The following is a 25,880-nucleotide window of genomic DNA, read 5'->3' on the forward strand; positions in this document are numbered from 1 at the left end:
TAGTCAAGTGCTTTTCTGAAAATGAATCCTACAAAACATGTCAGCTATGACCTTTAATGACGCGGAATCAACGCCCTGAAGGCTTAAGACTTGTCTTTCACAAGCAAATGAACTGCAAACAGCATTTATGGCAAAGCCTTGAACGCTGTATCCGATCTGCCAGTGTTATCCGGCTTAGAATTCATACTTTGTCCCAAACGGTTAAAAACATACAGAGTAACACCCTCATTGTTAAGTTAGTATACATTGTCAAAGGGACGAGAACACCGCCTTGTACACGAGAGTCCGTCAGATCGAATACTGGCTATAATACTACCTCCGGTTATGTCATACTAAATTATATTTAACAGTTCCATGAGGGGAATGATTCCAAGGTGATCATTAAGCCAAGAACCAGAGGATTTATATGTACGACTGCCCATCCCGCAGGCTGCGCACAACAGGTGCTGGAGCAGATCGGGTATATACGCGCCCGGCCGTCAGTTAAAGGTCCGCAGCGCGTGCTGGTCATCGGCGCCTCTACGGGATATGGGCTCGCTTCCAGAATTACCGCTGCCTTTGGTGCCGGAGCAGCAACTGTAGGGGTCTACCGCCCAAGCACAGCTACTGCTGTCCGTACTGCTTCCGCGGGATGGTATAACTCCGCAGCCTTTGAACAGGCAGCCTTAGAGACGGACCTGAGCTCCTATAGCGTCTGCGGGGATGCCTTCACACAAGAAACCAAAGAGCGCACAGCTGACCTGATCAGGCGTGAGCTGGGACAGGTGGACCTGGTAATTTACAGCGTTGCCACCGGCCGCCGGACAGACCCGGTGACCGGTCAGGTTCACAATTCCGTCCTGAAGCCTATCGGCGAGCCCTATACTAACAAAACTGTCAATTTCCATACCGGAGAAGTCTCGCAGGTTACTGTAGATGCTGCCACTGAGCAGGAAATTGACGCTACCGTTCAGGTTATGGGCGGTGAGGACTGGCAGCTATGGATAGACAGCCTAAAAGCAGCCGGAGTTCTCGCTGACAATGCCATAACACTGGCATTCTCGTATATCGGACCCGAGCTGACCCAGGAAATTTACCGCAAGGGCACTATAGGCCGGGCTAAAGACCATCTGGAGGCGACCGCCCGTCTGCTGGACAGCCAGCTTGCTCCGGGAGGCGGCAGGGCCTATGTGGCAGTCAGCAAGGGTCTGGTTACACAATCCAGCTCTGCCTTGCCGGTGGTTCCGCTCTACATCTCTCTCCTATACAAAATCATGAAGGAACAGGGGACCCATGAAGGATGCATAGAGCAGGCTTACCGGCTGTTCAATGAACGCCTATATGCAGCCGGAGGCACTCCGGTTGATGAGAACGGCCGTATCCGGATTGACGACCGGGAGCTTGAGCCTGCCGTTCAGGCAGAAGTAGACCGGCTGTGGGCGCAGCTGGCTACAGGGACTGTTAATGAGCTGTCCGATCTGCACGGATACCGTGAAGCGTTCTTTCAGCTGTTCGGCTTTGAGACTGCGGGAATTGATTATGAGGCAGACACAGATCCTGTGGTTGCTGTCCCAAACCGCTTCTAAGCGGCTGATCTGCTGCTGCAGCTTCCTGTTTCCACACAAGAAGGCCGGGCTCCGCGGATAGCGGACCGGCCTTCCAGCATTCACAATTATGAACCGCTGTCCAAAGAGCTGAACGATTTCCAGCTCCCGTTCAGATTTTCTTCAGCCCAGCGTATGTGATTCCCGTCTATATACTGGCGTGAGTCACATTCAATCCTCATAATCAGGTCTAGGTAGAAATCGTAGAGCTTAATGCGCAGACGCTCTCCCGGACTGCCGAAGTGTTGTCCGTAGCCTTCATGAAAGGGCTCGGACTGCTCAAAATGCCTGAAATAATATTCCATCAGTACATCGCCCCAGAGCGCCCGCTCCCAGTCAATGATCGAGATAATCTGGCCGTTTTGCACAAACAAGTTACCGTTCCACAGATCCCAATGGACCAGCCGCGGCTCCGTTACCTCATCCAGAGCGGGAAGATAATGCTCCAGCAGCTGCCAGATCACTTCCTCCCCAGCCGGCAAAACCACGCCAAGCTCCCTGGCGTCCTCCAGCAGAGTACGGAACATCCGGGTAAATGACTCCCGCCAGCTCACCCCAGCTTGCGACTCCTCCTGCACGAACAGTCCGAACCTTGGACCCGTAATCCCGTTTATCAGGCGCTGGTACCGGCCCAGCTCTCTTTCAATCTCAGCCTGTTCAACAGGTGAGTAGCCTTCTTTCACCTCATTGTATGGCTGGCCGGAAATCTTTTCCATGAAAAAATAAGGGCTTTGAATAATACTGCGGCTGTCATCATAGCTGTACACAGCGGGAACCGGAATCCGTCCATCCGCTGCAACAAGGCGGAGCGCTTCTACTTCAGCAGCCATAATATTCTTCTCATAGCTGAGAGTAACGGTTCTATCAGACGGGGCAACCTTTAGAATAAGCTGTCTTCCGTCCTCAAGCTCCAGATCGTAAGCAGTGTTAAAAAATCCGCCCGTCAGCTCAATAGCTGAGACGATTACAGCCTCTTTGCCAAAAGCTGCCTGCACCGCAGAGCTCAGCTCGCTGTCGTTCAGCTTGACCTTAGTAAAGCTCTCCACCGCCTGTTACACCCACCACATCTCTCCAAGCGGCTCTTCGATCAGCACCTGGCGGAGATTATCTACTGCTTTGGAGAAACCCTCTTCAATCGACATGAGACCGTCCTCATGCTCTATGCTTACTACATAATCATAGCCGACAAGACGCAGTGCGCTGATTATATCAGCCCAGGTCTTCACATCATGACCGTAGCCCACGGAGCGGAACTGCCACGCGCGGTCCAGCATATTGGTGTAAGGCTGCATGTCAGTCAGACCATGCTTGTTGACATTAACCGGATCAATAACGGTATCCTTAGCGTGGAAATGATGGATTGCTCCTGCTCTGCCGAGAATCTGTATGGCCTGCACAGGATCGATGCCCTGCCACCACATATGGCTTGGATCAAGATTAGCTCCGATGGCATCGCCTGCAGCCTCTCTCAGGCGCAGCAGGGTAGCCGGTGTATGAACAGAGAAACCGCCGTGCAGCTCCAGACCGATCTTAACTCCGTGCTCTGTCGCGAAGTCCGCCATTTCCTTCCAATAAGGAATAACCTTCTGCTCCCATTGCCAGGTCAGAATCTCCTGGTAATCATTGGGCCACGGTGCAACCGGCCAGTTCGGATACTTGGCACCCTCATGGTCTCCCGGACAGCCGGAGAACGTGTTCACTACCGGTACACCCAGTTTCTGTGCAAGCTTGATGGAATTCACCAGATCCTCGTGGTCCTTCTGCGCGAGCTCCTTCTGCGGATGCAGCGGGTTACCGTGGCAGCTCAGCGCACTGATAATCAGTCCGCGGGATTCAATCTGCTGCTTGAATTCATTAAGCGCAGCTTCGTCCTCCAGCAGCAGCTTAGGGTCACAGTGACTGTTACCCGGATAACCTCCCGTTCCGATCTCAACTGCCTTGAGCCCTTTGGATACTACATAGTCCAGCGCGTCCTCCAGCTTGCGACCGCCGAAAAGCACCATAAATACGCCAAGTTTCATTGACCTGCCGCCTCTCCTCGTTATATGTGGTTAATAATTAAGCCCCGTAGGTATCAAAATTCTTAATAACCTCGTTTTGCTCAGCTGATGCAAAAATGGCTTCAATCAGGTTCTGCACACGCAGCACTTCCGTATTCTTCACGATCGGTTCAGCGGTACCCTCAATTACAGCAACGAAATTGCTGTAGAACCCGTCCGGGAGCTCATATGCCGGAGGCAGCTCGCCTGTTAGGGTAGAGCCTTCAGAAGGCGGTGCCATTGTCTTCGTTAAGCCGACGCCGGCACGGATCGGAGTCGGTTCGCGGTGCTCGGCTTCATTGTTGCGGGTGATAATTTTACCTGTAAGGGACCAGTCTTCAATAACAGCTGATCCTTCCAGCCCCTTCACATACCATCTCGGCAGCGTAATGAAGTTGGTCGTTCCCACCTCGACAATAGCCTTGATGCCGTTCTCGAACTGCAGCACTGCCTCAAAGCCGTCATCTACGTCATTGCCTAGGATATAGCTCAAGGTGCTGCTGACACTAACCACCTTGCTGTCGATCATGAACAGCAGCTGATCCAGCAGATGTACGCCCCAGTCCAGCAGCATTCCGCCGCCTTGGGCCTTGACATGCCGCCAGTCGCCCGGAATACCGTTCGCCCCGTGCACACGGGACTCAATCTGGAACAGCGTCCCGATTGTCTCTGCCTCATACATCTGCTTGATAATCCGGAAATCCTCATCCCAGCGTCTGTTCTGGTGAACCATCAGCACCCGTCCGGCCTCTTCTGCAGCCGCAATCATTTCCTTAAGCTCATCAGAGGACATAGCTACAGGCTTCTCGCAGACAACATGCTTGCCGGCCTGCAGTGCACGCACAGCAATATCTTTGTGCACATCATTAGGCGTAGCAATCAGCACTACCTCTACAGCGGGATCTGCCAACACTTCCTCATAGCTGCCGTATGCTGTATAGCCGGCTTCAACAGAAGCCTGGCGCCGCGTGTCCAGCAGGTCAAATGTCCCTGCCACCTCAAGATTATCATTACTGCTGATTAATTGGCCGTGATAACTGCCCATGCCGCCATAACCGACGATTACTACAGTATGTTTACTATAACCCATGGATTCCACTCCTGTTTGTCTAATGTATCCTTATTGCAGACAGAACCCTGTGCTCCATATTCAGGGTTCTGTCCGGCCTTCATTATTAGTTGTCCGAGCTGCCGTCAAAATATACGGCCCGGCCGGTACGGGCGGACTCATATACAGCCTCAAGAATCTGGGTTACGACCAGTGCCTGCTCAGGCTTGACTACCGGGTCCTTGTCTTCTCTTACCGCTTCCAGCCACAGGCGGGCTTCACGGTCCGCTTCTGTTTCGGCAGAGCCGCTATAGAAGGCTACACCGCCCGAGGAGAGATCAACCTTTGTTTCGAACAAACGTCCGGCACGTTCGCCGTTAATACGCAGGCCGTCCTTCATATCGGCACCGCCCTCGGTACCCGCGAGCAGTGTCTTGGCTTCGCCGAACTCGGACACATTAAGCGCCCAGCTGGATTCCAGCGAGATCGTTGCTCCATTCTCCATTGTAATGAATCCGAATGCAGAATCTTCAACCTTGAATTGCTCCGGGTCCCACGGACCGAAGGCGTTAGCGGCATTCCTGCGCTGCCCCAGCTTGTGGAAGGTCGATCCGACTACCATGCGCGGCTTGTAATTGTCCATCAGCCACAGCGTCAGGTCAAGAGCATGCGTACCGATATCGATCAGCGGGCCTCCGCCCTGCTTCTCTTCATCCAGGAATACGCCCCAGGTAGGAACAGCACGGCGGCGCAGGGCAATCGCTTTACCGTAATAGATGTCGCCCAGCTCACCGGCTTCGCACATTCCCTTCAGATATTCGCTGTCGGAACGGAAGCGGTTCTGATAGGCTATCGAGAGCTTCTTGCCGGTACGGCGCGCAGCATCAAGCATTTCCCGGGCCTGGGCAGTAGTCTTAGCCATCGGCTTTTCGCACATAACATGATTACCGGCTTCAAGAGCTGCTACTGTAATTTCGGAATGGCTGTCATTTGGTGTACATACGTGGACGATGTCAAATCCGCCTGCCGCCAGCATCTCGCGGAAATCCGTGTACACTGCAGCACCTTCAGCGCCGTATTTATCAGCTGCTTCCTGTGCGCGTTCTGCAACGATATCGCAGAAGGCTACCATTTCAGCATCCGCCTGGCGGGACAGGCTAGGCATATGCTTGCCGCCGGCGATCCCTCCGCAGCCGATGATAGCGATTTTATGTTTATTGTTAGACATGAACTTTTCCCCCTTGATTAGCGTAAGCTTTTACCCAGTTTAAACTGTCCTCTACACTTGCCAGCGGTGAACGGCTGCAGAAATCCTGCTCAACAACAGCCCATTCCACACCAGCTTCAGCAGCCGCTTCGAGAACCGCCGGAAGATTCACTTCCCCTTCACCCAGCACAACCGTCTCCGGTGATCCGTCTTCCTGTTTCTTAACATCCTTAAGATGGATGATCGGCAGGCGGCCTGCATATTTCTGAATATATGCTACCGGATCATATCCGGCGAAATGAACCCAGGCGGTATCCATTTCGACCTGCAGCACGTCGGCAGACACCTCTTCAAATATCCCGTCAAAAGCAGTCCGCTCTCCGTATGATTCTGTAAATTCGAAATCATGATTGTGGTAATACAGCACTGCACCCTGCTCCCGGCATTTTTCACCGATTACACGCAGGTTGGCAGCTACCTCTTCCCAGTTGCGCTGTTCTTCAGTCAGAAAAGGGATAATCAGATTGCGGTTGCCGATCGCCAGATTGTAGCGGATTTCTTCCGCTGTATCATTCAGCATGGCATCGTACGGACGATGTGCCCCAAGCACGGCAAGTCCGGTTTCATCCAGCAGGCTCTTGACCTGCTCGGCGGTCCGGCCAAAATAATGGAAAAACTCCACGCCGCTGTATCCCAGTGCCGCAACCTTACGCAGCGTTCCTTCGAAATCCTGTTCCAGTTCTTCTCTAAGCGTATAGAGCTGCAGACCCACCTTCAACATCGTTCCCACTCCCGTTCAAATTAGAGTTCATTTGTGCATCATTCTTGTTGTCCTACTATATCAGACAAGCTCAGGCAGACCGGCACGGCCACCTGAACAATAGGGCTGTTCTTATATATTGCCCTGCTTCCTCTGTATTTGTACTCTCCACTGTCCCTAACTGCTTATGTAGCTCCTGGAGCCGCAACACAGCCTCCTTTTTCTTATGTCTATGTTTTTGCATAGCTACATGGTAATATGAAAGCGTATATAATAAAATGAATAATATGATTCAAACATGAACAATCTTGCTATCATTTCTGCTACTCAGGAGGACCCATGACTTACACCGCACCTTGCCACGTTTTTACAGCGGGATTTTCCTTCCACCGTAAGCCGTTTCACATGTCCAGGACGGACGGAGTGCAGAATTATCTGCTGCGCCTGCAGACCGAAGGACGCAGCCGGACCCGTATTGACGGTGTCCTCTCTCCTGTTGAAGCTGGCGATCTAATGCTGTTTGCCCCTCACGATCCCTACTACCTAAGCATCGACAAGGAAATCTATGCAGCCGGTAAACCGCGGGTGGAAAGCGGGGATTATCATATTTTTTGCGGCGGGCCCTGGATTGAGGCATGGTGGAGCCGGAAGCAGCGTCCGGCTGTGCTGCGTCTGCCGCTGACCGAGCATTTCCTCGGCCTGTTCCGCCAGCTTGTCCTGGAGCAGCGCCGCCTGTCGGAGTCATCACCGGAGATTACAGCTTGTTATCTGCAGATTTTATGTATGGAAATTGACAGGCTGATGACAGAGCAGCGGGCCATCTCACCCAAGGGTTATCTTGCATACCGGATGAAGCAGTATGTGGAAGAGCATGCCGCAATCCCCTTCCGGCTTGAAGATGTGGCAGACTACGCGGATATTTCTGTTTCCCGTGCTGTGCATCTGTTCAAAGAAGCATTTGGCACTACCATAGTTAAGTACGTAAATGATGTGCGGCTTGAAATGGCCCGTGAGCGCATCACCTTTAGCCCGATGCCGCTGGAGCATGTCTCCGAAACCTGCGGGTTCGCCAATTATACCTATTTCCACCGGCTGTTCCGGGGAAGATTCGGGATGTCACCCAAGCAGTACCGGATCTACAGCAGGGCGCAGATGTAACGGGCTGGTCAGACAGCCTTACCTGTATACAAATCAAAAGGAGCGCCATCCTGAAAGATCCGCTCCTTGTGTTTGATCTTATTCAGTTTCTCCCGTTTGTCCGGTATAACCCTCACATGCTGTGAAATTGCGCCGTAATCCGAGGCGGTTCTCCGGTTCTTCTCAGCGCACCAGGTTCCTGTACGCTCTGCCTGCCGCAGCGCCTTCTGCGTTTTTGTACGTGCCATTTAAGCAACACTCCTTTATTTGAACTGTTATAATTTTAACATAATTGCACAGAATCTACACGGTATAGTTGACTGGAAAAGATTTTATACATCCCAATTGAAGCGGAGGATATATTGATGAAGTACGATGTGCTGTATGACGGGGCATTTGCGATGCTCAAGGTAGAGCTGAATCCGGGTGAGAGTGTGAAAGCGGAAATGGGCGCAATGGTTGCAATGTCACCGGGCATCGAGCTGAGGGGCACGGTTGACGGCGGCCTGATGCGCGGCCTGGGCCGGATGCTGAGCGGCGAGAAATTCTTCTTTCAGGAGCTGACTGCAACGCGTGGACAATGTGAAGTGCTGCTCGCTCCGGGAGCCATCGGTGACGTTCAGGCTATTGAGCTCGACGGCTCTTATAAACTGTATGTACAGAAGGACGGCTTCCTCGCCGGCACAAGCGGCATTCAGGTCAATACGAAGATGCAGAATCTCGCACGCGGTATTTTCTCTGGCGAAGGATTCTTCATTGTCGAGATCAGCGGCAGAGGGACAGTCTTCCTGTCGTCATTCGGTGCGATTCACGCCATTAATCTCGGTCCGGGTGAAGAGATGATCATCGACAACGGGCATCTGGTAGCATGGCCAAGCTATATGGATTACAAAATTGAAAAAGCCGCCTCCGGCTGGCTGAACAGCCTGACCAGCGGTGAAGCGATTGTCTGCCGTTTCCGCGGTGAGGGCGTCATCCTTGTACAGTCCCGCAATCCCGGCAGCTTTGGCACCTGGATCAAGTCATTTGTCCCCTCCAGATCCTAAGCTCCGGCATATAACACAAAAAAGCAGGGCCGCTATCAGAGCAGCCTTGCTTTTTTGTGTATGAGCTGACGAACCTGCCTGTTCTGCCTATCTGCCGTCAGGACACCGCCTGCCGGTGCTTGTCACCTTTACAGCCGGTCTGCCTGCAGTTATTATAAGTTCCTTTGAAATCAAGCCGGTGATCCGTTACGCTGAAGCCGTATTCCCGCTCCAGCCGCTGTTCCAGCTCAAGCAGCCAGTCATCTTTAATCTCCTCCAGCCTGCCGCATACACTGCAGATCAGATGATGGTGCATATGGGCGTGACTATCGTCTCTAAGATCATAGCGGGCTACACCGTCGCCGAAATTCATTTTTTCAACGATATGCAGTTCACACAGCAGCTCAAGGGTCCGGTATACTGTAGCCAGCCCAAGATGGGGATAACTGTTTTTCACCCTCATATACACTTCTTCTACGCTCAGATGCTCCTCTTCATTATCTAGCAGCACCTTCACGATCGCTTCACGCTGAGGGGTTAATTTATAATTATGCGCGGCAAACTGCTGGCTGATATTTGCAATCGGGTTCAATTACCCCACCACCTTTCCGTTGAACAAAAAGACCTGTCATTTATCAGTAATTATTACGATATAAGCATAGCAAATTGTACTAAAAATGAAAAGCACCTGACATTATTATAACATTAATACGGTAATTTTCGCACACGCGTAATTATAATTTATATTCCGAGCGGCTAAGCTGCTGCCCATCCGCAAAGGGCTATCCGGCCATATCTTATAGGGATTACAAATCTATTATAAGTGAGGATGGTCATAATGGCCGAGCCAAACCGGAGACAGCTTGCCCAGCCCCGGGTAACTGCCCGCATTCTGCGCCAGACCGCAAAGGCCATGCTGCCGTTCTACCGGAAAATTGCCGGAAACCGGACCTTTGCCGCACAATGGTCAGCCGCAGTTGTCAATGCAGACCTTAGTTTGATGGGCTCCCTGCTATCCCAAATCCCTACCCTTGCCGGCGTGGAGAATTATGGAACGAACGGTATCGGTTATTTTATTTCCTTTCCATATCCGCTGCCTGTCGCTTTTTATACTAACGGAACTACAATTCCGCCGGGTACGGTACAGTTCACCTTTAATACCAGGGTTCACCGCACGGTTGCGCTTGCTGTCATCCCCTTTTACCGTAAGCTCTCAGCTTCCTCTTCTTATGCGGAGGCCCTTGCGGCAGCGATCAACCGGAATGATATACGGCGTGTCTGCACGCTGATCAGGAATCAGATTAAGACAAAAGCTTTGCAGACTATAACCATAGAAGACCTTGGAGTGGCGCTGCGGTTCAAGACCCGGTTCAGCAAATATCCTTACCGCAACCTGCTGTTTCAGGAGAATATGTAAAATTCATTATGCTCAAGACAATCTTGCGCAACATTTCCCTCTGCTGCTGCGTTACTATAGTAGATAACGGCCAAGCGGCCCAACTTACGTATAGAGGTGAAATGGTGATGAACATGAAAAAACGTGCATTTGCTTTGATTACAACGGTCTCAATCCTAACCTTCTCGCTGGGAACCTCCATGTTTGCAGCCGGCGGCACCTTCAAGGATATCGACAATGTGACCGGCAAAGATAAGATCAACGCGCTGAAAGCGCAGGGTCTGATTAAAGGAATCTCCGATACCCAGTTCCTGCCCGGCTCCACAGTGACTACAGCACAAGGCGTCCAGTTTATCTCAGGCGGACTTCAGCTTAGCCTCGCAGCCATCAGTTTTAACAAAGCGCCTGTGGCGAGCGGCATATTCAGCAAGGTAAAGGATACGGCATGGTATGCCGAGGCTTTTATTAACGCTCACTTTAATGGTGTAGAGATCCCTGCGGACATTGACCCGTCGAAGCCGATCACGAAGGAGCTGTTCACCAGCCTGCTGGTCCAGGGCGTTGAAAAAGCCGGCAATCTGCCGCTGATTAATCTGGTACCTGCGGATATTGCGGATGAAGCATCGTTGAACCCTTCGTATCAGGGCAGCATCCAGCGTTCCTTGAAATACAAGATTAATACGCTTGACGCAAACGGCAAATTTAATCCAAAAAGTGAGATAACCCGTGCAGAGGCCGCAGTCATGCTCTACAACGCGCTGGAATACCTCAAATCCCTTGATACTACACCTGGCAGCTAAGCATATAGTATAAGCTTACATTCGTGCATCTATTTTGTGCTCCCCCGCACAGCATCGCTGAGTCCTTCAGCAGCGTAAAAGGCAGACCGGTTTATCCGGGCTGCCTTTTTGCTTATACTCATTCCCCTTTTATTCTGTTCAAAAACTGCCGGACACGCGGATTCTCTGACTGCTCCAGCACCTGCTGCGGAGTGCCCTGCTCCAGAATGACGCCTTGATCCATAAGAATTAGGGTGTCCGCGACATCTGCGGCAAACCGCATCTCATGGGTGACAATGATCATCGTCCTGCCTTCGGCAGCCAGCTGGCGGATGACCTTCAGTACCTCACTGACCAGCTCAGGGTCCAGCGCCGAGGTTGGCTCGTCAAACAGCAGCACCTCCGGCTCCGCCGCCATTGCCCGGGCAATAGCAACCCGCTGCTGCTGGCCGCCGGACAGCTGGTGCGGGTATGCGCCGGTTTTGTCAGACAAACCTACTTTAGCCAGAAGCACCTCTCCCCGCTTCTCCGCTTCCTTCCGGGAACGCTTTTGTACGGTAATCTGGCCTTCGGCTACATTGCCGAGCGCGGTCATATGCGGAAACAGGTTATAGGACTGGAATACCATCCCCGACTTCTGTCGCAGGCTCAGTATATCCTTCCTGGCAAGCTTAACATTACCCGCGAAGCTGAGCTCAAGACCGGCAATGGACAAACTCCCCCCATCCGGGATCTCAAGCAGATTGAAGCAGCGCAGCAGCGTTGTTTTACCGGAGCCCGAAGGGCCTATGATAACCAGTACCTTTCCATGCTCAAGCCTCAGACTCACTCCCTTCAGCACCTGCAGCTGCCCAAAGGATTTATGCAGACCGCGAACCTCAATCATATAACGCCTCCTTATCCGGCCGAGTAACGGTCAAACCGTTTCTCCAGCCTGCTTTGCACCACCGACAGCACGGAACAGAAGAGCAGATAATACAGCGCAGCTTCACAATAGAGCAGCAGCGGCTCATAGGTGGTCGCGGTAATTTGCTGGGCTGTCCTGAACATCTCCACATAGGTAATGCCGGCGGCGAGCGAGGTGTCTTTTACAAGGCTGATAAAGGAATTGGACAACGGGGGAACGGATACCCTTACCGCCTGGGGCACAATAATCCGGCGCAGCGCCTGCACGCGGGTCATCCCGACAGAATAAGCTGCCTCCCACTGGCCTTTGGGAACCGACAAAACGGCGGCCCTGATTATCTCAGACGAATAGGCTCCGACACTCAGCGTGAATCCGATTACCGCAGCGGTAAACGGGTCCAGTACAATCCCGGCGGCAGGCAGCCCGTAGAAAATAATAAACAGCTGGACCAGCAGCGGAGTTCCCCGGATAAGCCACACATAAAACCTGGCAATCAGCCCGGGTATCCGCCATGCCGAGATCCGCACCAGCGCAGTCGCCACTGCAAGCAGCAGTCCCAGTATAAAGGAGATCAGCGCCAGCGGAATCGTATACGCCACTCCTGCCTTGAGCAGAGGCAGCAGCGAATCCAGAAATATTTGCAGCTTGCGGTCGTCCATCGCAGGGAGCGCTCCTTCAGCTATTATTTTGAGACATCTGCCCCGAAGTATTTCTCGGAAATGGCAAGATAGCTCCCGTCCTCCTTCATTGCTGCGAGCGCCCCGTCCACCGCCTGCACCAGCTCCTCATTGCCCTTCAGGAACACGGCAGCGCTGCGCGAGCCTTCGGCCATTTCATCAACCTGCTTGATCTGCACATCCGGCTTCTGCTTTTTCAAATCCAGAAAGGATAAACCGTCGTTAACCGTAGCATCTATCCGTCCGGAGACCAGGAGGTCAATGGCCTGATTGAAGCCTTCTATCGCCACAATTTCCGCACCGTTCTTGCGTGCAATGTCAGACAGGTTGCTGGTCAGCGACTGGCCGGCTTTTTTACCCTTGAGGTCAGCGAAGCTTTTGATCTCCCCGTTATTCTCCCCTACAATCAGCACTGCTTTGGACACTACGTAAGGTTCAGAGAAATCATATTTCACCTTCCGCTCATCCGTAATGGATACCTCATTAAAAATAGCATCAAAGCGCCCGGCATCCATCCCGGCAAAAATACCGTCCCACTGGGTCTCGATAAACTCCGCTTCCACGCCGATCCGCTTGGCTATCTCCCTGGCAATGTCCACGTCAAAACCGGTTAGCTTTCCGTCTGCATCATGGTAGGTGAACGGAGAGTATGTGCCTTCAGTGCCTACTCTGAGCTTGCCGGAAGCTTTTACCGTTTCCAGACTGTTCTGCTCTGCTGGAGCAGCTGATACATCCGCGCCGCCGGTTGTCCCTTCAGCCGCATTATTGTTATCATTGCTGCCGCATGCCGCAAGGACAATGCCCAGCAGCAGCACCGGCGCAAGCGCCCACTTTTTCATTGGATACTCCTCCTTATCCTCTACTTAGCTGTTACAGATTAAATTTATCATGCCCAATGCAGGCTATTCCTTTCCCTTTCATTCAGCATCAGCACAAAAAATCCCCGTGCACCTGTAGTGGTGCCGCCGGGGATTTAAACACAGGGAGCATTGATTCAAATTAGCCGTGCATCATTTCCGCCTGCGGTCTGGACCCGTCATCCCCGCCTTTTCGGCCCCGCCGCAGCAGCAATCCGAGGACAGCACCGCCCAGCGCGACAAAAATCATAATACGGAAGGTATCAGCGAAGCCCTGGGCCATCACAGTCTGTGTAGCCTGCTTCAGCACGTCGGGTGAAACGGAAGCGGGATCAACTCCAGATGCTAACGCCTCCGCCTGCATTTCTGCACCGCGCGCCGCTGCTCTGGAGGTAAGAATGGTAACCAGTGTAGATACTGCGAGTGAATTAATAACCTGCTGCATGGAGTTGGTCAGCGATGTTACCCTGTTGACCAGCTGTATCGGTGCTTTATTGAGCAGATGGGTGTTCATCGGCATCATCATCAGGCCCATCCCCGCCCCGCACATGATGAGCGGCACGATCAGCTCGCGGCTCTGTGTAGTCAGATCCACATGGGAATACTGATACAGTGCGCCGGAGACAAGGCTAAGTCCGCAGACCACCAGCCAGCGCACACCGATTCTGTCAAAAAGAATCCCGGCGAGCGGCATCATCAGCCCGGAGGCAATGGCCTGCGGCAGCAGGGTCAGCCCGGTATCAAAGGCTCCGAACCCGCGGGCCTGCTGCAGAAACTGCGGAAGCAGAAATAACGCGCCGTACAGCCCGAACTGGGCAATCCACTGGACTAGAATCCCTGTACTGAAATCTACCGAACGGAGGATGCGCAGCTCCAGCAGCGGAGTCCTTGAACGCAGCTCAGCAATAATAAAAGCAATCAGGGCAGCCAGCCCCAGCGCCAAGCCTACCAGTGTCTTGCCGGACGTCCAGCTCTCTGCCCCCTGGCTTACCCCATAGGTAAGGGAAGCAAAGGCAAGAGGACCCAGAACCATGCCCAGCTTGTCCATTCCGGGAACCTGGCTGCGCTTGGCGTTCGGCAGCTTCCGCAGGCCGATCAGTAGACAGAGGATACCGATCGGAATGTTGATCAGAAAAATCCATCGCCAGGAATGATACTGAACCAGCCAGCCTGACAAGACCGGCCCGATTGCCGGAGCAAACAGCACCGGTATGCCCATGATGCCCATTACGATACCAACTTTGCTCTTCGGTGCAAGCCTGTACACATATGCCATGCCTACCGGCAGGACACATCCGCCGCCAATTCCCTGCAGCACCCGGAAGGCAATCAGCCACTCGGCACTGTTAGGCGTTGCACACAGAATGGACCCTATAGTGAATACGACAACCGCAGTCAGGAAGACCGTCTTGGCCCCAAACCGGTCTGACAGCCAGCCGGACAACGGAATAACCGAGGCCTGCGCCAGCATATAGCCGGTTACAATCCACTGCAAGGTCGTTAAATCGGTATGAAAATCCTCAACCAGAGTGGACAGCGCCACATTCATTGCCGTGCTGTCGAGCACGACCATAAATACACCCAGAATGATTGCTAGTAGCGGCACCAGTATGGCCGATAGACGAAAATCAGCCTCTTCCTTCAGTACACCCTCCATATTACTTATCCTCCTGTACCTGTACGGTGTGCAGGCTTCATTGACCGCAGTCCCGTTCTCCAGATATAATATCCATGCGGACAACTGTCCGCAAGTTCATTAACAGTCTACGGACAATTGTCCGCTGTGTCAAATATATCTTATACCGCCGCGTTCTAACCTCTTCTCAAAGAAAGGAAGGCTTATTTCATTATGAATGCTAACGCTGCAGATCCATATAAAGAGCGTATTCTTGAGGCTGCCCGCGAGCTGTTTACAGCAAACGGGCTGGAGGCCGTCAGTATGCACGCCATCGCCAAACGGGCCGGCATCGGCCAGGGCTCGCTGTACCGCAGATTCAAAGACAAGGGTGAAATCTGCTCCCTGCTGCTTAGGGACAGCACTGAGACATTTTTGTCCGGGCTGGAACATGAGCTTCAGTTCCCCGGAACTGAAAATAGTGCACTGGATCACCTGCACAGCAGTATAAGCCGGATTGTCAGCTTTATCGAACAGTATGCCGAGCTCCTGCTGTTCATTAAATCAGAGTTCACCGGCAAAAAGCAGCTTACCCAGTTCGAGCATCCTTTTTTCCGCAGGCTGAACGGATTTCTGGCCGAGCTGTTAGAGCGCGCCGCCTCTGCCGGTGAGATCAGTGCGGTTGATCCTCAGTTCACGGCCACAGCGCTGATTGCTGCGCTCAGCCCGGATCTTTATCTGTATCAGCAGAAGCAGCACAGCTCTTCGAAGGAGCAGATTACTGAAGGCATTCTGGCATTGTTCGTGACCGGAATCCGGAAGAATCCGTAACCCTCCCTTTACAAACCTCCAAGTTATGGTATATTAATTAGCAATTACGAATTGCATATTGACCTGTTATTTCACTAGGGGAGTCGGCCGACTGAGACGGAGCTTAAGCTCCGGACCCTTGGAACCTGATCTGGATTATACCAGCGGAGGGAAGTGGAGCAGAAATGAACAGAACGGCTGCTATCAGACCGGCTCAACTGTATCTTTCAGACCCCATTATTTCCTCCGGAAATAGCGGGGTCTTTTTGCGTGTAATGTCTTTTGTATGACTAGGAGGTCTGCCTGCTCTCATGTTATCTGTTTCTAATTTATCTTACTCCTATACAGCTGATCAGCCGCCGGTATTCACAGAGCTGTCAATGAAGATCCGGCGCGGGGAATTCATTTCGGTTGCAGGTGCCAGCGGCTGCGGCAAAAGTACTCTCTTTAAGATTATTGCCGGACTGCTTGAGCCTTCCGGCGGAATCGTCAGCTTGGCCGGAGAGCCCTCCCCCAAAGCTGCTTCACGGCTTGGCAGGGTTGGCTATATGCCCCAGCAGGATCTGCTGCTGCCATGGAGGACGGTCGAAGGCAACTGCCTGCTGCCCTGGGAGCTTAAGCAATCCGGTACCAAAGCAGACGCTGTGCAGCAGATTCGCAGCCTGCTGCACAGCCTCGGCCTGTCCGGTACGGAGGCTGCCTATCCTCATGAGCTGTCCGGCGGCATGCGCCAGCGCGCTGCACTGGCCCGGACTCTGTCCTCAGGCTCTGAACTGCTATTGCTGGATGAGCCCTTTGGTGCCCTGGATGCATTGACCAAGCGCGGACTCCAGCAATGGCTGCTGGAGCTGTGGTCCGGACTTGAGCGGACCGTCTTGTTCATCACCCATGACCTGGAGGAAGCGCTGCTGCTTAGCGACCGGATCTATATGATGCACAGCGGCGGCGGACTGGAGGAACTGGCAGTCCGGCTGCCGCGGCCAAGGAGCGGGGAGATGATCTATCAGCCGCAGTTCATTGCCCTGCGGATGGAGCTGGAACGGAGGCTGCATGGGAACTGTGCAAATTAAGCGGCTGCTTACCGCCTACACCCCTTCAGTCCTGCTGGTACTGGTCCTGTTGGCCGGCTGGGAGGCAGGCGTTCGTTACGGCCGCGTGCCTGCCTTCATCCTTCCTGCACCATCCGCTGTATGGAATGCAGTGATAGCGCAGCGTGAGCTGCTGTTCGGCCTCCATCTGCCGGCAACGCTGGAGGAAATCCTGCTCGGCTTCGCCCTATCTGTAAGCTGCGGTACGCTGCTGGGGACCGGAATGCATCTGCTTCCAGCCCTGGCCAAGGCTGTCTATCCCCTGCTGATTGTCAGCCAGACCATTCCCCTGATTGCCCTGTCGCCGGTTTTTATTATGTGGTTCGGCTATACGCTCGGGGGCAAAGTAGCCGTTGTTTTTCTCACAGCCTTTTTCCCGGTCGTTGTAGGTACTTATGACGGTCTGTTTAAGAGCGGCGGGCAATACAGGGAGCTGCTGCTGACACTTGGAGCCAGCCGCTGGCAGCTGCTTCTCAAGACGCAAATTCCGCTGGCTCTCCCCGCTTATTTCTCTGGACTGAAGCTGTCTGTCGTCTACTGTGTCATTGGCGCAACAATCGGCGAGTGGCTTGGAGGCAGCCGGGGACTGGGCTATTACAGCCGCCGCATGGCCGGCAATCTGCATAGTGCAGAGCTGTTCGCCGCTGTAGGCCTGCTGTCTGTCCTGGGGATTCTGCTGTTTCTCTGTGTCAGTGCTGCTGAAATCATTATTCTGAAGAAAAGAGGATTACGAAGATGAACAACATACGCACTTATTCCAGATTATCACCAAAACACCAGCGCAATAGCTGTCTGCTCATGCTGCTTATCGGCCTGCTTGCTGTTGCCAGCGGCTGCAGCGGGGCAGCTAATAGTAGTACAGGTGAAGCAAAAACGGCAGCTTCCGGTATTAACAACGACCAGCCACACAAGCTGACAGTCATGCTTGACTGGTATCCTAACGCGGTACACTCCTTTCTGTATGCCGCACAGGAGAAAGGTTATTTCACGGACGAAGGGCTGGAGGTTGAGCTGCAGATGCCTGCTGACAGCAATGATGCCCTGAAGCTGGCTGCCGCAGGCAAGGCGGATCTGGCGCTCAGCTATCAGCCCCAGGTCCTGATGGCCCGGTCAGAGCAGATTCCGGTCGTTTCGATTGCAGCTCTCGTCCAGCATCCGCTTAATCATCTGCTTGTCCCGGCAGACAGCGGGATTCTGAGTCCAAAGGATCTGACCGGCAAAACCGCCGGCTATTCCTCTATCCCGCTCTATGAAGCAATGCTCAAGACTATGGTAGAGCATGACGGCGGCGATCCGCAGTCCCTGAAGTTGATAGATGTCGGGTTTGACCTGATTCCGGCCGTATCAACCGGCCGGGTCGATGCCATTATCGGCGGGTTCATTAATCATGAGCAGCTGATTCTGGCCAAGGAGCAGCATCCCGTTACTTCCATTGATCCCACGGCGTTCGGTGTACCCGACTATTATGAGCTGGTGCTGGTAACCGGGGAGCAGAGCCTTGAGGATTCCAAAGACTATTACATTAGATTCATGAACGCCGCCCGTAAAGGACAGCAATTCGTGCAGGAGCACCCTGCAGAGGCTCTGCAGATTCTGCTGGATCATGAGGACAGCACCGCTCCGCTCGACCCGCAGATCGAGGTGCAGAGCCTTAATATTCTGCTGCCGCTGATGGATGCCGGAGACCAGCCCTTCGGTCACCAGACTCCGGAATCGTGGAGCCGGGTGGCGGACTGGCTGTCCGGGAACGGGCTGCTGTCAGGTGAAACGAACAGTGATGAGGCTTTTGTGAACCTGTAATCTGCAAGGCAAGCTGCGGTTATGGCAGAGTCAGTGCCAGTTGTCGCGGAGTCTAAACGGGAGTATCCATAATGCGGGAGAAGAACTGTAGCGGTAATCATACCAGTGCCCGGACAGTTGGCCGCCCTTCCATAGAATACCGGGCATAGTTGTGCTATTCGCCCAATGAATCTAATCTGCACTCCCACGCCTTGCTGTTTAACTTTTAGCTGCACTTTGTACACTTATATCCAGAAAAATTCACTGTTTTTTAGATATAACTGCACTTCGTACACTTAAAATCCCGGATTATCACGATTTTCCTTCATTTCTCTATTTTTAGATGTACAGAGTGCAGTTATTGCAGCCGAACGGGCTCCATTTAGACTTTTAACTGCACTGAATACATCTATGTAAACCATCAGCTTTCTGGAATGAGCCTAAACTTTCAATAACACTCTTTAGGAGGAATCAACATGTCCTACTTAGCCAAAGTGCGCGAGCTCAATCCTCTCGTTCACAATATTACGAATATCGTTGTTGCCAACTTTTCTGCTAACGGGCTGCTGGCGCTAGGCGCCTCTCCCTTTATGGCAGATGCCCGTGAAGAGGTAGAGGATGTAGCCGCCATGTCTGGTGCAGTAGTGCTGAATATCGGCACTTTAAATGAACAGGCTATTGCCTCCATGATTCTCGCCGGACAATCAGCCAACAAGCACAGCATTCCGCTGGTGCTTGACCCGGTGGGAGCCGGGGCGACTGCTTACCGCAGCGAAGTCACGCACAAGCTGGTACAGGCCATGCAGCTTACTGCACTGCGCGGTAATGTTGCTGAAGTAGCTAACGTGGCAGGCGAGCATTGGGCCAGCAAAGGGGTAGATGCCGGTGCAGGCGACGGTGATGTTATTGCCCTGGCCAGCAAAGCAGCCGGCAAGCTCGGCTGTGTAGTCATCATTACGGGCCGGGAAGATGTCATTACTGACGGCAGCCGCACCTTTGTCGTCAGTAACGGCCATCCTGTTCTGACCAAGGTTACCGGCACCGGCTGCCTGCTTAGCGCCGTTGTCGGCGCATTTCTGGCTGCCAGTGAAGGCAACTGGCTAGAGGCCTCGGCTGAAGCCCTCTCCTTCTATGGTGTCGCAGCAGAGCTTGCCGCTGAGAAGACTGAAGGCCAGGGGCCTGGCGCCTTCCAGATTGAATTCCTGAACCAGCTGTCAGCAGTAACACCGGAGCTGTACAGCCAGAGAGCACGGATCGAACAGCTCAATCCACAATAAATCTGCAGCAAAGGAGCTTAGCTCATGACCCACACATATAAAGCTCTCACCATTGCCGGCTCTGACAGCGGCGGCGGTGCCGGAATTCAGGCTGACCTCAAAACCTTCCAGGAGCTGGGTGTCTACGGTATGTCCGCATTAACTGCTGTAACTGCACAGAATACGCTAGGCGTTCAGGCTGTTTATCCGCTCACCGGGGAGGCGGTCGCAGCCCAGCTTGACTCTGTCGGCACCGATCTGCCTCCGGATGCCGTGAAGACCGGCATGCTGTTCAGCAGCGGAATTATTGGCATCGTCGCCGCCAAGGTGCGGGACTACGGCTGGAGCAGACTTATAGTCGATCCGGTTATGGTTGCCAAGGGCGGTTCTCCCCTTCTGCAGCAGGAGGCAGTAGCTGCGTTGATCAGCGGTCTGCTGCCGCTGACACTTGTTGTGACACCAAATATACCCGAAGCGGAAATGTTGACCGGCATGACCATCACTGGCCTTAAGGAGCGTGAGCAGGCCGCCAGGCTGATTCATACGATGGGACCCAAATATGTTGTGCTCAAAGGCGGTCATGATGAAGGGTCTGACCATGTGCGGGATCTGATCTATGACGGGCAGGCGTTTGCATATCTGGACAGCCCGCGGATTCCTACCAGACATACGCACGGCACCGGCTGCACCTTCTCGGCAGCGATAACCGCAGGGCTTGCAGCAGGAGACAGTGTTAATGAAGCTATACACACAGCCAAAGCCTTTATTCAGGCGGCCATCGAGCACGGTCTCGGGATCGGTAACGGACATGGGCCGACTAACCATTTTGCGTACCGCCGCGTCCAAAAGGGGGATGCCCGGTAATGCAGGACCGCGATGAGTATATCCGGCGTGTACTGAAGCTGTATTTTATTATGGGCAGCGCCAACTGCCGGCTCTCTCCTGCCGAGACGCTGACGCAGGCTATCAACGGAGGCATCACACTGTTCCAGTTCCGTGAAAAGGGTCCCGGCGCCCTGACCGGCGCCGCAGCCGTCCGGCTGGGCCGTCAGCTTCAGGCTGTCTGCCGGGCACACGGCATCCCCTTCATCGTCAACGACGATATCGGGCTTGCCGAGACACTGGATGCCGACGGTGTGCATGTCGGCCAGGAGGACGAGCCGGCCGGCTCCATCCGGCGCCGGCTTGGCACAGACAAAATCGTCGGCGTGTCGGCGCACACGCCAGAGGAAGCCCGTCAGGCCATCGCTGACGGTGCTGATTACCTTGGCGTCGGGCCGGTCTACCCGACCTCCTCCAAAGACGATGCCAGAGCTGTGCAGGGCACGCAGGTCATTGAGCAGCTAAGGCTCAGCGGATTCGGCATTCCGCTGGTCGGAATCGGCGGCATCACTGCTGACAATGTCGCCCCCGTAATCCGCGCAGGTGCAGATGGCATCTCGGTCATCTCTGCCATTTCCGCAGCCGCAGAGGTTAAAGAAGCCGCAAGCCGGCTGCTGAATGCTGTACGGCTCTAGCAGCTGGCTGCAGCCGGCCTGCTAAACAGAAAAAAGAACGGATAGCCAACGCAGGCTGTCCGTTCTTTTGCATACTGATAAATATTGACCTGACGGGGATATTGCAGTGAAGAGTGTTAATTATAGCATTTCCCCCGCTCGGCATGAGGTGTACAATTACCCGGGACCACTCTATTAAATCCAAGCAAAGCTGGTGAGCATTAATGGCTAGAGATTTCAGTTCCGGCGGGCTCGGCGGAGGACCGGGGCATGGAAGGTTTAAATTCGATGAAGCCGGGGGCAGACCGGAGCTATCCCGGGCGGTGCTGCTGCGGATCAGCAAATATTTTATCCCCTATTGGAAGCAGACGGCTGTTGTGATGTTTGTACTGGGCGTATCTGCAGTGCTGGGACTGCTGCCTCCGATTCTGATTCAGCAGATTATCGACCGGGCGCTGCCGGATAAAAACCTGCACCTGCTTATTCTGCTTGTACTTGCATCACTGGGCACAACGGTCGTTTCCGGCCTGCTGGGCGTACTGCAGAATTATTTGAATTCTTTTATCTCCTTAAATATTGTGCATGATATGAAAAACCAGATGTACCGCCACCTTCAGCGGATGCCGCTGCAATTTTTCTCGGAAGTGAAGCAGGGTGAGGTCATTACAAGAATGACCAGTGACATCACCGGCGTACAGAGCGTATTCAACAACACGATTGTCAATTTTGCGAGCAACCTGTTTATTCTTGTGTCCACTGCAGCCGCGCTGTTCATTATGAACTGGAAGCTGGCCCTGCTCGGCATTCTGGTCGTGCCCCTGTTTATCGTGCCTACCCGCAAAATGGGCAATGTCCGCTGGAAGCTCGCGAAGCAGACGCAGGAAAAGGTGTCGGAGCAGAACCGGATCATCCAGGAGACAATGAGCGTCAGCGGCTATCTTCTGATGAAGCTTTTTACGAGAGAGTCTGCCGAATATACAAGCTTCTCCGCGATTAATGCGGAAGCCACAGGCCTGCAAATCCGCGAATCCATGGCCGGCCGCTGGTTCATTATGTTCCTCTCCACCTTTACAAGCATCGGCCCGATGCTGATCTACCTGTACGGCGGAATTCTTTTTATCCAAGGGGAGCTGTCCATCGGTATCATCATCACCTTCGTTGCACTCCTGGGCAGACTGTACGGTCCTGTAATGCAGATGACCAATTTGTATGTGGATATTAAGCGGTCGGCGGCGCTGTTTGAACGGATTTTTGATTATTTTGATATGGAGCCGGTGATTACAGATCAGCCTGATGCGAGGCCGGTCAGTGCAGCCGGAAACCGCATCCTGTTCGACAATGTTCATTTCTCCTACCAGCGGGACAAGCCTGCGCTGCGCGGGATCAGCTTTACCGCAGATGCCGGCACAGTGACTGCCCTGGTCGGACCAAGCGGAGCCGGCAAAACCACCATTACCAGTCTGCTTCCGCGGCTCTATGAGACAGATTCAGGCACGATTAGCATCGGCGGCATTAGCATACGCGAATTCACACTGGAGTCGCTGCGCTCCCAGATTGGACTGGTTACCCAGGACACTTACCTGTTCAACGGCACAATCCGGGACAATCTGCTGTATGCCCGTCCTGATGCCGCTGAAGCCGAGATTGTTGAAGCCTGCCGTTCCGCTTATATCCATGATTTTATTATGGGGCTGCCGGAGCAATATGAGACCCTCGTCGGCAACCGCGGGATTAAGCTGTCAGGCGGGGAGCAGCAGCGGCTATCCATTGCCCGGGTGCTGTTGAAGAATCCGCCAATCATTATTATGGATGAAGCAACCTCTTCCCTTGATACCGTCTCTGAATACTATATTCAGCAGGCGATGCACTCCCTTTTGGCGAACAAGACCGGGATTATCATTGCCCACAGGCTGTCTACAATTATTGCGGCCGATCAGATTCTGGTGGTTAAGGATGGAACGATCGTTGAAAAAGGTACGCATGACAAGCTCCTGCAATATAACGGGGTGTATAAAGCTCTGTACGACAAGCAGTTTGAGCCTAAAGTGTTCTCTGACTCTCCTGTCGCCGATTAAACGGTATATTTACAACAAAAATCCGTATCCAGCCGCTGTAACGGCTGATACGGATTTTTATATTTGCGCAAAAGCGCCCTCCCGGATGTCATCCGTTCAGGGAATGCATCAGCGTCTCCAGCTCCTGTTCGCTCAGATGACGCCAGGCTCCCCGCTCCAGGCCGTCCAGGGTAATATTCATAATCCGGGTCCGCTCCAGCCGGAGCACTCTTTGGCCCAGCTCCTTGCACATCCGGCGGATCTGCAGGTTAAGCCCCTGTGTGAGTATGATACCGAACTGCCGGTCTGCGACCGGATAGGTAATGCAAGGTTTGGTGACGGTTCCGAGAATGGGGACACCGGCGGACATAGCCTCCAGAAATGCTCCGGTCACCGGCTTGTCCACGGTTACATGGTATTCCTTATCATGCTGATTTTCCGAACGCATCATTGTATTAACGATGTCTCCGTCGTTAGTGAGCAGAATCAGACCCTCCGAATGCTTGTCCAGCCGTCCTACAGCAAAGATGCGGGAAGGATAGTTAATGTAATCTATAATGTTGCCTTCCACCCCCGGCGCAGCTGTACAGGTAATGCCAACCGGCTTGTTCAGGGCCAGATAGACCCTTTCCTGCCCGCTCAGGCTGACCGGGTTGCCGTCAACAGCCACCAGATCCTCCGCCTCAACAACTGTATGTTTACCGCAGACCTCACCGTTCACCGTAATCCGGCCGGCTGCCAGCAGCCTGGCAGTCTCCCGCCGCGGATAAAGGCCTGTCATGCTTATGTATTTATCAATTCTCATCTCCAGGTCCCTTCCGCCGGAAAATAAAAGCACCTGATTTCAGTCAAGCAGAAACGGCTAGCCGTCCTTCAGAGAAGGCGGTAACCGTTTGTACAAATCAGATGCTGCATTCATCTATAAACGATGGGCCAGGCTAATTGCTGCCGCCCTTTTTGGCAGTAGTGCTCCCTTTCACAGCGCCTTTCGGACCCGGTCCGCCTGCTGCTCCACTTTTCGGCTTCACCGGCTTCGCTGTTTTGTTCCAGCGGGTCCAGCCTTTACTGCCTGTTCCTCTGCCTGTGCCGCCGCCTTTACTTTTTGCCACAATATCACTCCGTCTATACTAAGTTTTGGTGCTAATCCTGTCTATCTTACCATTATTAAGCATGGCCTGTCAGGTCAATACGCAAACAGCCCGCCGGATGAGGTCCGGCGGGCTGTACAGAACAATATTATTTCGGCTGGATATAGCCTTCAGCCTTCAGCAGCTCTGCAATCAGCACAGCACCGCCGGCAGCGCCGCGGACCGTGTTGTGTGACAGGCTGACAAATTTGTAATCATACAGTGTATCTTCACGCAGTCTGCCTGCGGATACGCCCATACCGTTCTCAATGTCGCGGTCAAGCTTGGTCTGAGGACGGTTCTCTTCTTCGAAATAGGTAATGAATTGTTTAGGTGCGCTTGGCAGCCCCAGCTCCTGCGGACGGCCTCTAAAGCTGTTCCAGCGTTCGAGAATTTCTTCCTTGGACGGCTTCTGCTCAAAGGAAGCAAATACGGCGGCCATATGGCCGTCAGCCACAGGTACGCGGATACACTGGCTGGTGATGACAGGCTGCTCGCTTTTGACGATACCTTCCTCTGTTACGTGGCCCCAGATCCGCAGCGGCTCCTGCTCGCTCTTCTCTTCTTCGCCGCCGATGTACGGGATAACATTGTCCAGCATTTCCGGCCAGTCGGTAAAGGTTTTGCCGGCTCCGGAAATAGCCTGATACGTTGTTACTACCACCTTGGACGGCTTGAACTCACTCAGGGCATTCAGCGCCGGCATAAAGCTCTGGATGGAGCAGTTCGGCTTAACCGCAATAAATCCCGTTTCTGTACCCAGGCGTTTGCGCTGCTGGGCAATCACAGCCAGATGCTCAGGGTTGATCTCAGGAATAACCATTGGAACATCCGGTGTCCAGCGGTGAGCTGAGTTATTGGAAATAACAGGCGTGCCTGTTCTGGCATAAGCTTCTTCCAGCGCCTTAATTTCTTCCTTCTTCATATCAACAGCACAGAAGATCAGATCGACATCTGCAGCCACTTCATCCACATTGGCGGCATCCTGGACCATAATACCCTTTACCGCATCCGGCATTGGGGTAGTCAGCTTCCATCTGCCTTTTACCGATTCCTCATACGTTTTGCCGGCTGAATTCCGGCTTGCAGCAATGACTGTTACCTGAAACCATGGATGATTCTCAAGGAGTGCAATAAAACGCTGACCGACCATACCGGTACCGCCAACGATACCCGCTCTTAATTTACTTGCCATAAGGGATTCATTTCCTTTCAAGCAGCTCCTATTGTTAGGTGGCTT

27 protein-coding genes and 1 riboswitch are annotated in these 25,880 nt (G+C 53.3%); of the genes, 13 read left to right on the forward strand and 14 right to left on the reverse strand.

Features of this window, described 5'->3' with window-relative positions; all coding sequences use genetic code 11:
- Positions 1-374 precede the first annotated feature (374 nt).
- Positions 375-1,565, forward strand: coding sequence for an enoyl-ACP reductase FabV (gene fabV / locus BN3772_RS15910; RefSeq protein WP_042200674.1), 1,191 nt, complete (start codon positions 375-377; stop codon positions 1,563-1,565).
- Positions 1,566-1,651: 86 nt separating this feature from the next.
- Here fabV and BN3772_RS15915 read toward each other — a convergent pair whose 3' ends face one another.
- The 5 genes from BN3772_RS15915 to BN3772_RS15935 all read right to left on the reverse strand — a co-directional run bounded on the left by BN3772_RS15915 (position 1,652) and on the right by BN3772_RS15935 (position 6,658).
- Positions 1,652-2,629, reverse strand: a complete 978-nt coding sequence (locus tag BN3772_RS15915; RefSeq protein ID WP_052380535.1) for a phosphotransferase family protein — start codon at positions 2,627-2,629, stop codon at positions 1,652-1,654.
- A gap of 6 nt (positions 2,630-2,635) precedes the next feature.
- Positions 2,636-3,604 carry a sugar phosphate isomerase/epimerase family protein gene (locus BN3772_RS15920; RefSeq protein WP_042176122.1) on the reverse strand — a complete coding sequence of 323 codons (969 nt, stop codon included), beginning with the start codon at positions 3,602-3,604 and terminating at the stop codon, positions 2,636-2,638.
- Between the two features lie 37 nt (positions 3,605-3,641).
- Positions 3,642-4,712, reverse strand: coding sequence for a Gfo/Idh/MocA family protein (locus BN3772_RS15925; RefSeq protein ID WP_042200676.1), 1,071 nt, complete (start codon positions 4,710-4,712; stop codon positions 3,642-3,644).
- A gap of 85 nt (positions 4,713-4,797) precedes the next feature.
- On the reverse strand, positions 4,798-5,898 hold the full coding sequence (locus BN3772_RS15930) for a Gfo/Idh/MocA family protein (protein ID WP_042200678.1): 1,101 nt from the start codon (positions 5,896-5,898) through the stop codon (positions 4,798-4,800).
- Positions 5,891-6,658, reverse strand: coding sequence for a sugar phosphate isomerase/epimerase family protein (locus tag BN3772_RS15935; protein ID WP_042200680.1), 768 nt, complete (start codon positions 6,656-6,658; stop codon positions 5,891-5,893). The genes BN3772_RS15930 and BN3772_RS15935 overlap by 8 nt, the downstream gene beginning before the upstream one ends.
- A 318-nt stretch (positions 6,659-6,976) precedes the next feature.
- On the opposite strand from BN3772_RS15935, the gene BN3772_RS15940 reads away from it, so the two are divergent.
- On the forward strand, positions 6,977-7,795 hold the full coding sequence (locus tag BN3772_RS15940; protein WP_042200681.1) for an AraC family transcriptional regulator: 819 nt from the start codon (positions 6,977-6,979) through the stop codon (positions 7,793-7,795).
- A gap of 8 nt (positions 7,796-7,803) precedes the next feature.
- Here the strand turns inward: BN3772_RS15940 and BN3772_RS15945 are convergent, their stop codons facing one another.
- The gene (locus BN3772_RS15945) at positions 7,804-8,022 is read right to left on the reverse strand and encodes a hypothetical protein (protein ID WP_042200682.1); all 219 of its coding nucleotides are present in this window, start codon (positions 8,020-8,022) and stop codon (positions 7,804-7,806) included.
- Between the two features lie 117 nt (positions 8,023-8,139).
- Here BN3772_RS15945 and BN3772_RS15950 point away from each other — a divergent pair, with 117 nt between their 5' ends.
- Positions 8,140-8,820 (forward strand): TIGR00266 family protein, encoded by a 681-nt coding sequence (locus BN3772_RS15950; RefSeq protein ID WP_042200683.1) that lies wholly within the window; start codon positions 8,140-8,142, stop codon positions 8,818-8,820.
- 97 nt (positions 8,821-8,917) lie between these two features.
- On the opposite strand, the gene BN3772_RS15955 is transcribed toward BN3772_RS15950, so the two are convergent.
- Positions 8,918-9,391 (reverse strand): Fur family transcriptional regulator, encoded by a 474-nt coding sequence (locus tag BN3772_RS15955; protein ID WP_042200684.1) that lies wholly within the window; start codon positions 9,389-9,391, stop codon positions 8,918-8,920.
- Positions 9,392-9,637: 246 nt separating this feature from the next.
- On the opposite strand from BN3772_RS15955, the gene BN3772_RS15960 reads away from it, so the two are divergent.
- Positions 9,638-10,216 carry a hypothetical protein gene (locus BN3772_RS15960; RefSeq protein WP_042200685.1) on the forward strand — a complete coding sequence of 193 codons (579 nt, stop codon included), beginning with the start codon at positions 9,638-9,640 and terminating at the stop codon, positions 10,214-10,216.
- Positions 10,217-10,323: 107 nt separating this feature from the next.
- Complete coding sequence (locus BN3772_RS15965; RefSeq protein ID WP_042200686.1) at positions 10,324-10,995, forward strand: S-layer homology domain-containing protein; 672 nt, start codon at positions 10,324-10,326, stop codon at positions 10,993-10,995.
- Positions 10,996-11,113: 118 nt separating this feature from the next.
- Here the strand turns inward: BN3772_RS15965 and BN3772_RS15970 are convergent, their stop codons facing one another.
- The 4 genes from BN3772_RS15970 to BN3772_RS15985 all read right to left on the reverse strand — a co-directional run bounded on the left by BN3772_RS15970 (position 11,114) and on the right by BN3772_RS15985 (position 15,072).
- Positions 11,114-11,860, reverse strand: a complete 747-nt coding sequence (locus BN3772_RS15970) for an amino acid ABC transporter ATP-binding protein (RefSeq protein WP_042200687.1) — start codon at positions 11,858-11,860, stop codon at positions 11,114-11,116.
- An 11-nt stretch (positions 11,861-11,871) separates the two neighbouring features.
- Positions 11,872-12,540, reverse strand: a complete 669-nt coding sequence (locus BN3772_RS15975) for an amino acid ABC transporter permease (protein WP_042200689.1) — start codon at positions 12,538-12,540, stop codon at positions 11,872-11,874.
- A gap of 23 nt (positions 12,541-12,563) precedes the next feature.
- Positions 12,564-13,397 carry an amino acid ABC transporter substrate-binding protein gene (locus BN3772_RS15980; RefSeq protein ID WP_042200691.1) on the reverse strand — a complete coding sequence of 278 codons (834 nt, stop codon included), beginning with the start codon at positions 13,395-13,397 and terminating at the stop codon, positions 12,564-12,566.
- 160 nt (positions 13,398-13,557) lie between these two features.
- Positions 13,558-15,072, reverse strand: coding sequence for a DHA2 family efflux MFS transporter permease subunit (locus tag BN3772_RS15985; RefSeq protein ID WP_042200692.1), 1,515 nt, complete (start codon positions 15,070-15,072; stop codon positions 13,558-13,560).
- Between the two features lie 192 nt (positions 15,073-15,264).
- Between BN3772_RS15985 and BN3772_RS15990 the strand changes: the two genes are divergently transcribed.
- The 8 genes from BN3772_RS15990 (at position 15,265) to BN3772_RS16025 (ending at position 23,534) form a co-directional block, all read left to right on the forward strand.
- Positions 15,265-15,861 carry a TetR/AcrR family transcriptional regulator gene (locus BN3772_RS15990; protein ID WP_052380537.1) on the forward strand — a complete coding sequence of 199 codons (597 nt, stop codon included), beginning with the start codon at positions 15,265-15,267 and terminating at the stop codon, positions 15,859-15,861.
- A gap of 66 nt (positions 15,862-15,927) precedes the next feature.
- Positions 15,928-16,030, forward strand: a riboswitch (TPP riboswitch).
- A gap of 121 nt (positions 16,031-16,151) precedes the next feature.
- Positions 16,152-16,910, forward strand: coding sequence for an ABC transporter ATP-binding protein (locus BN3772_RS15995; protein WP_042200693.1), 759 nt, complete (start codon positions 16,152-16,154; stop codon positions 16,908-16,910).
- Complete coding sequence (locus tag BN3772_RS16000; protein ID WP_042200695.1) at positions 16,891-17,667, forward strand: ABC transporter permease; 777 nt, start codon at positions 16,891-16,893, stop codon at positions 17,665-17,667. The genes BN3772_RS15995 and BN3772_RS16000 overlap by 20 nt, the downstream gene beginning before the upstream one ends.
- Positions 17,664-18,728, forward strand: a complete 1,065-nt coding sequence (locus BN3772_RS16005; RefSeq protein ID WP_086074608.1) for an ABC transporter substrate-binding protein — start codon at positions 17,664-17,666, stop codon at positions 18,726-18,728. Before BN3772_RS16000 ends, BN3772_RS16005 begins: the two co-directional genes overlap by 4 nt.
- A gap of 455 nt (positions 18,729-19,183) precedes the next feature.
- Entirely contained in the window at positions 19,184-19,984 is an 801-nt protein-coding gene (gene thiM, locus BN3772_RS16010) for a hydroxyethylthiazole kinase (protein WP_042200697.1), read from the forward strand.
- Positions 19,985-20,008: 24 nt separating this feature from the next.
- Complete coding sequence (thiD, locus tag BN3772_RS16015; protein ID WP_042200699.1) at positions 20,009-20,827, forward strand: bifunctional hydroxymethylpyrimidine kinase/phosphomethylpyrimidine kinase; 819 nt, start codon at positions 20,009-20,011, stop codon at positions 20,825-20,827.
- Positions 20,827-21,480 (forward strand): thiamine phosphate synthase, encoded by a 654-nt coding sequence (thiE, locus tag BN3772_RS16020; RefSeq protein WP_042200701.1) that lies wholly within the window; start codon positions 20,827-20,829, stop codon positions 21,478-21,480. The genes thiD and thiE overlap by 1 nt, the downstream gene beginning before the upstream one ends.
- 203 nt (positions 21,481-21,683) lie before the next feature.
- On the forward strand, positions 21,684-23,534 hold the full coding sequence (locus tag BN3772_RS16025; RefSeq protein ID WP_042200703.1) for an ABC transporter ATP-binding protein: 1,851 nt from the start codon (positions 21,684-21,686) through the stop codon (positions 23,532-23,534).
- Between the two features lie 88 nt (positions 23,535-23,622).
- Here the strand turns inward: BN3772_RS16025 and BN3772_RS16030 are convergent, their stop codons facing one another.
- The 3 genes from BN3772_RS16030 to asd all read right to left on the reverse strand — a co-directional run bounded on the left by BN3772_RS16030 (position 23,623) and on the right by asd (position 25,835).
- Positions 23,623-24,318, reverse strand: coding sequence for a pseudouridine synthase (locus tag BN3772_RS16030; protein WP_042200705.1), 696 nt, complete (start codon positions 24,316-24,318; stop codon positions 23,623-23,625).
- Positions 24,319-24,451: 133 nt separating this feature from the next.
- Positions 24,452-24,625: a DUF3934 family protein gene (locus BN3772_RS16035; RefSeq protein WP_086074609.1), complete on the reverse strand. Its 174-nt coding sequence runs from the start codon at positions 24,623-24,625 to the stop codon at positions 24,452-24,454.
- A gap of 124 nt (positions 24,626-24,749) precedes the next feature.
- Entirely contained in the window at positions 24,750-25,835 is a 1,086-nt protein-coding gene (gene asd, locus BN3772_RS16040; RefSeq protein WP_042200706.1) for an aspartate-semialdehyde dehydrogenase, read from the reverse strand.
- Positions 25,836-25,880 lie beyond the last annotated feature (45 nt).

It is taken from the genome of Paenibacillus camerounensis, assembly GCF_000723885.1.
In the GTDB taxonomy this organism is placed as follows: domain Bacteria; phylum Bacillota; class Bacilli; order Paenibacillales; family Paenibacillaceae; genus Paenibacillus_AQ; species Paenibacillus_AQ camerounensis.

What these genes read in the sequence shown, in the direction of transcription:
- asd (WP_042200706.1), bottom strand. Translation starts at nt 25,835, where the DNA reads ATGGCAAGTAAATTAAGAGCGGGTATCGTTGGCGGTACCGGTATGGTC.
- BN3772_RS16000 (WP_042200695.1), top strand. Translation starts at nt 16,891, where the DNA reads ATGGGAACTGTGCAAATTAAGCGGCTGCTTACCGCCTACACCCCTTCA.
- BN3772_RS15960 (WP_042200685.1), top strand. Translation starts at nt 9,638, where the DNA reads ATGGCCGAGCCAAACCGGAGACAGCTTGCCCAGCCCCGGGTAACTGCC.
- BN3772_RS15920 (WP_042176122.1), bottom strand. Translation starts at nt 3,604, where the DNA reads ATGAAACTTGGCGTATTTATGGTGCTTTTCGGCGGTCGCAAGCTGGAG.
- BN3772_RS15945 (WP_042200682.1), bottom strand. Translation starts at nt 8,022, where the DNA reads ATGGCACGTACAAAAACGCAGAAGGCGCTGCGGCAGGCAGAGCGTACA.
- BN3772_RS16005 (WP_086074608.1), top strand. Translation starts at nt 17,664, where the DNA reads ATGAACAACATACGCACTTATTCCAGATTATCACCAAAACACCAGCGC.
- BN3772_RS16030 (WP_042200705.1), bottom strand. Translation starts at nt 24,318, where the DNA reads ATGAGAATTGATAAATACATAAGCATGACAGGCCTTTATCCGCGGCGG.
- BN3772_RS15930 (WP_042200678.1), bottom strand. Translation starts at nt 5,898, where the DNA reads ATGTCTAACAATAAACATAAAATCGCTATCATCGGCTGCGGAGGGATC.
- BN3772_RS15965 (WP_042200686.1), top strand. Translation starts at nt 10,324, where the DNA reads ATGAACATGAAAAAACGTGCATTTGCTTTGATTACAACGGTCTCAATC.
- BN3772_RS16025 (WP_042200703.1), top strand. Translation starts at nt 21,684, where the DNA reads ATGGCTAGAGATTTCAGTTCCGGCGGGCTCGGCGGAGGACCGGGGCAT.
- BN3772_RS15935 (WP_042200680.1), bottom strand. Translation starts at nt 6,658, where the DNA reads ATGTTGAAGGTGGGTCTGCAGCTCTATACGCTTAGAGAAGAACTGGAA.
- thiE (WP_042200701.1), top strand. Translation starts at nt 20,827, where the DNA reads ATGCAGGACCGCGATGAGTATATCCGGCGTGTACTGAAGCTGTATTTT.
- BN3772_RS15995 (WP_042200693.1), top strand. Translation starts at nt 16,152, where the DNA reads ATGTTATCTGTTTCTAATTTATCTTACTCCTATACAGCTGATCAGCCG.
- BN3772_RS15980 (WP_042200691.1), bottom strand. Translation starts at nt 13,397, where the DNA reads ATGAAAAAGTGGGCGCTTGCGCCGGTGCTGCTGCTGGGCATTGTCCTT.
- thiM (WP_042200697.1), top strand. Translation starts at nt 19,184, where the DNA reads ATGTCCTACTTAGCCAAAGTGCGCGAGCTCAATCCTCTCGTTCACAAT.
- BN3772_RS15985 (WP_042200692.1), bottom strand. Translation starts at nt 15,072, where the DNA reads ATGGAGGGTGTACTGAAGGAAGAGGCTGATTTTCGTCTATCGGCCATA.
- BN3772_RS15925 (WP_042200676.1), bottom strand. Translation starts at nt 4,712, where the DNA reads ATGGGTTATAGTAAACATACTGTAGTAATCGTCGGTTATGGCGGCATG.
- BN3772_RS15970 (WP_042200687.1), bottom strand. Translation starts at nt 11,860, where the DNA reads ATGATTGAGGTTCGCGGTCTGCATAAATCCTTTGGGCAGCTGCAGGTG.
- BN3772_RS15950 (WP_042200683.1), top strand. Translation starts at nt 8,140, where the DNA reads ATGAAGTACGATGTGCTGTATGACGGGGCATTTGCGATGCTCAAGGTA.
- thiD (WP_042200699.1), top strand. Translation starts at nt 20,009, where the DNA reads ATGACCCACACATATAAAGCTCTCACCATTGCCGGCTCTGACAGCGGC.
- BN3772_RS15975 (WP_042200689.1), bottom strand. Translation starts at nt 12,540, where the DNA reads ATGGACGACCGCAAGCTGCAAATATTTCTGGATTCGCTGCTGCCTCTG.
- BN3772_RS15990 (WP_052380537.1), top strand. Translation starts at nt 15,265, where the DNA reads ATGAATGCTAACGCTGCAGATCCATATAAAGAGCGTATTCTTGAGGCT.
- BN3772_RS15940 (WP_042200681.1), top strand. Translation starts at nt 6,977, where the DNA reads ATGACTTACACCGCACCTTGCCACGTTTTTACAGCGGGATTTTCCTTC.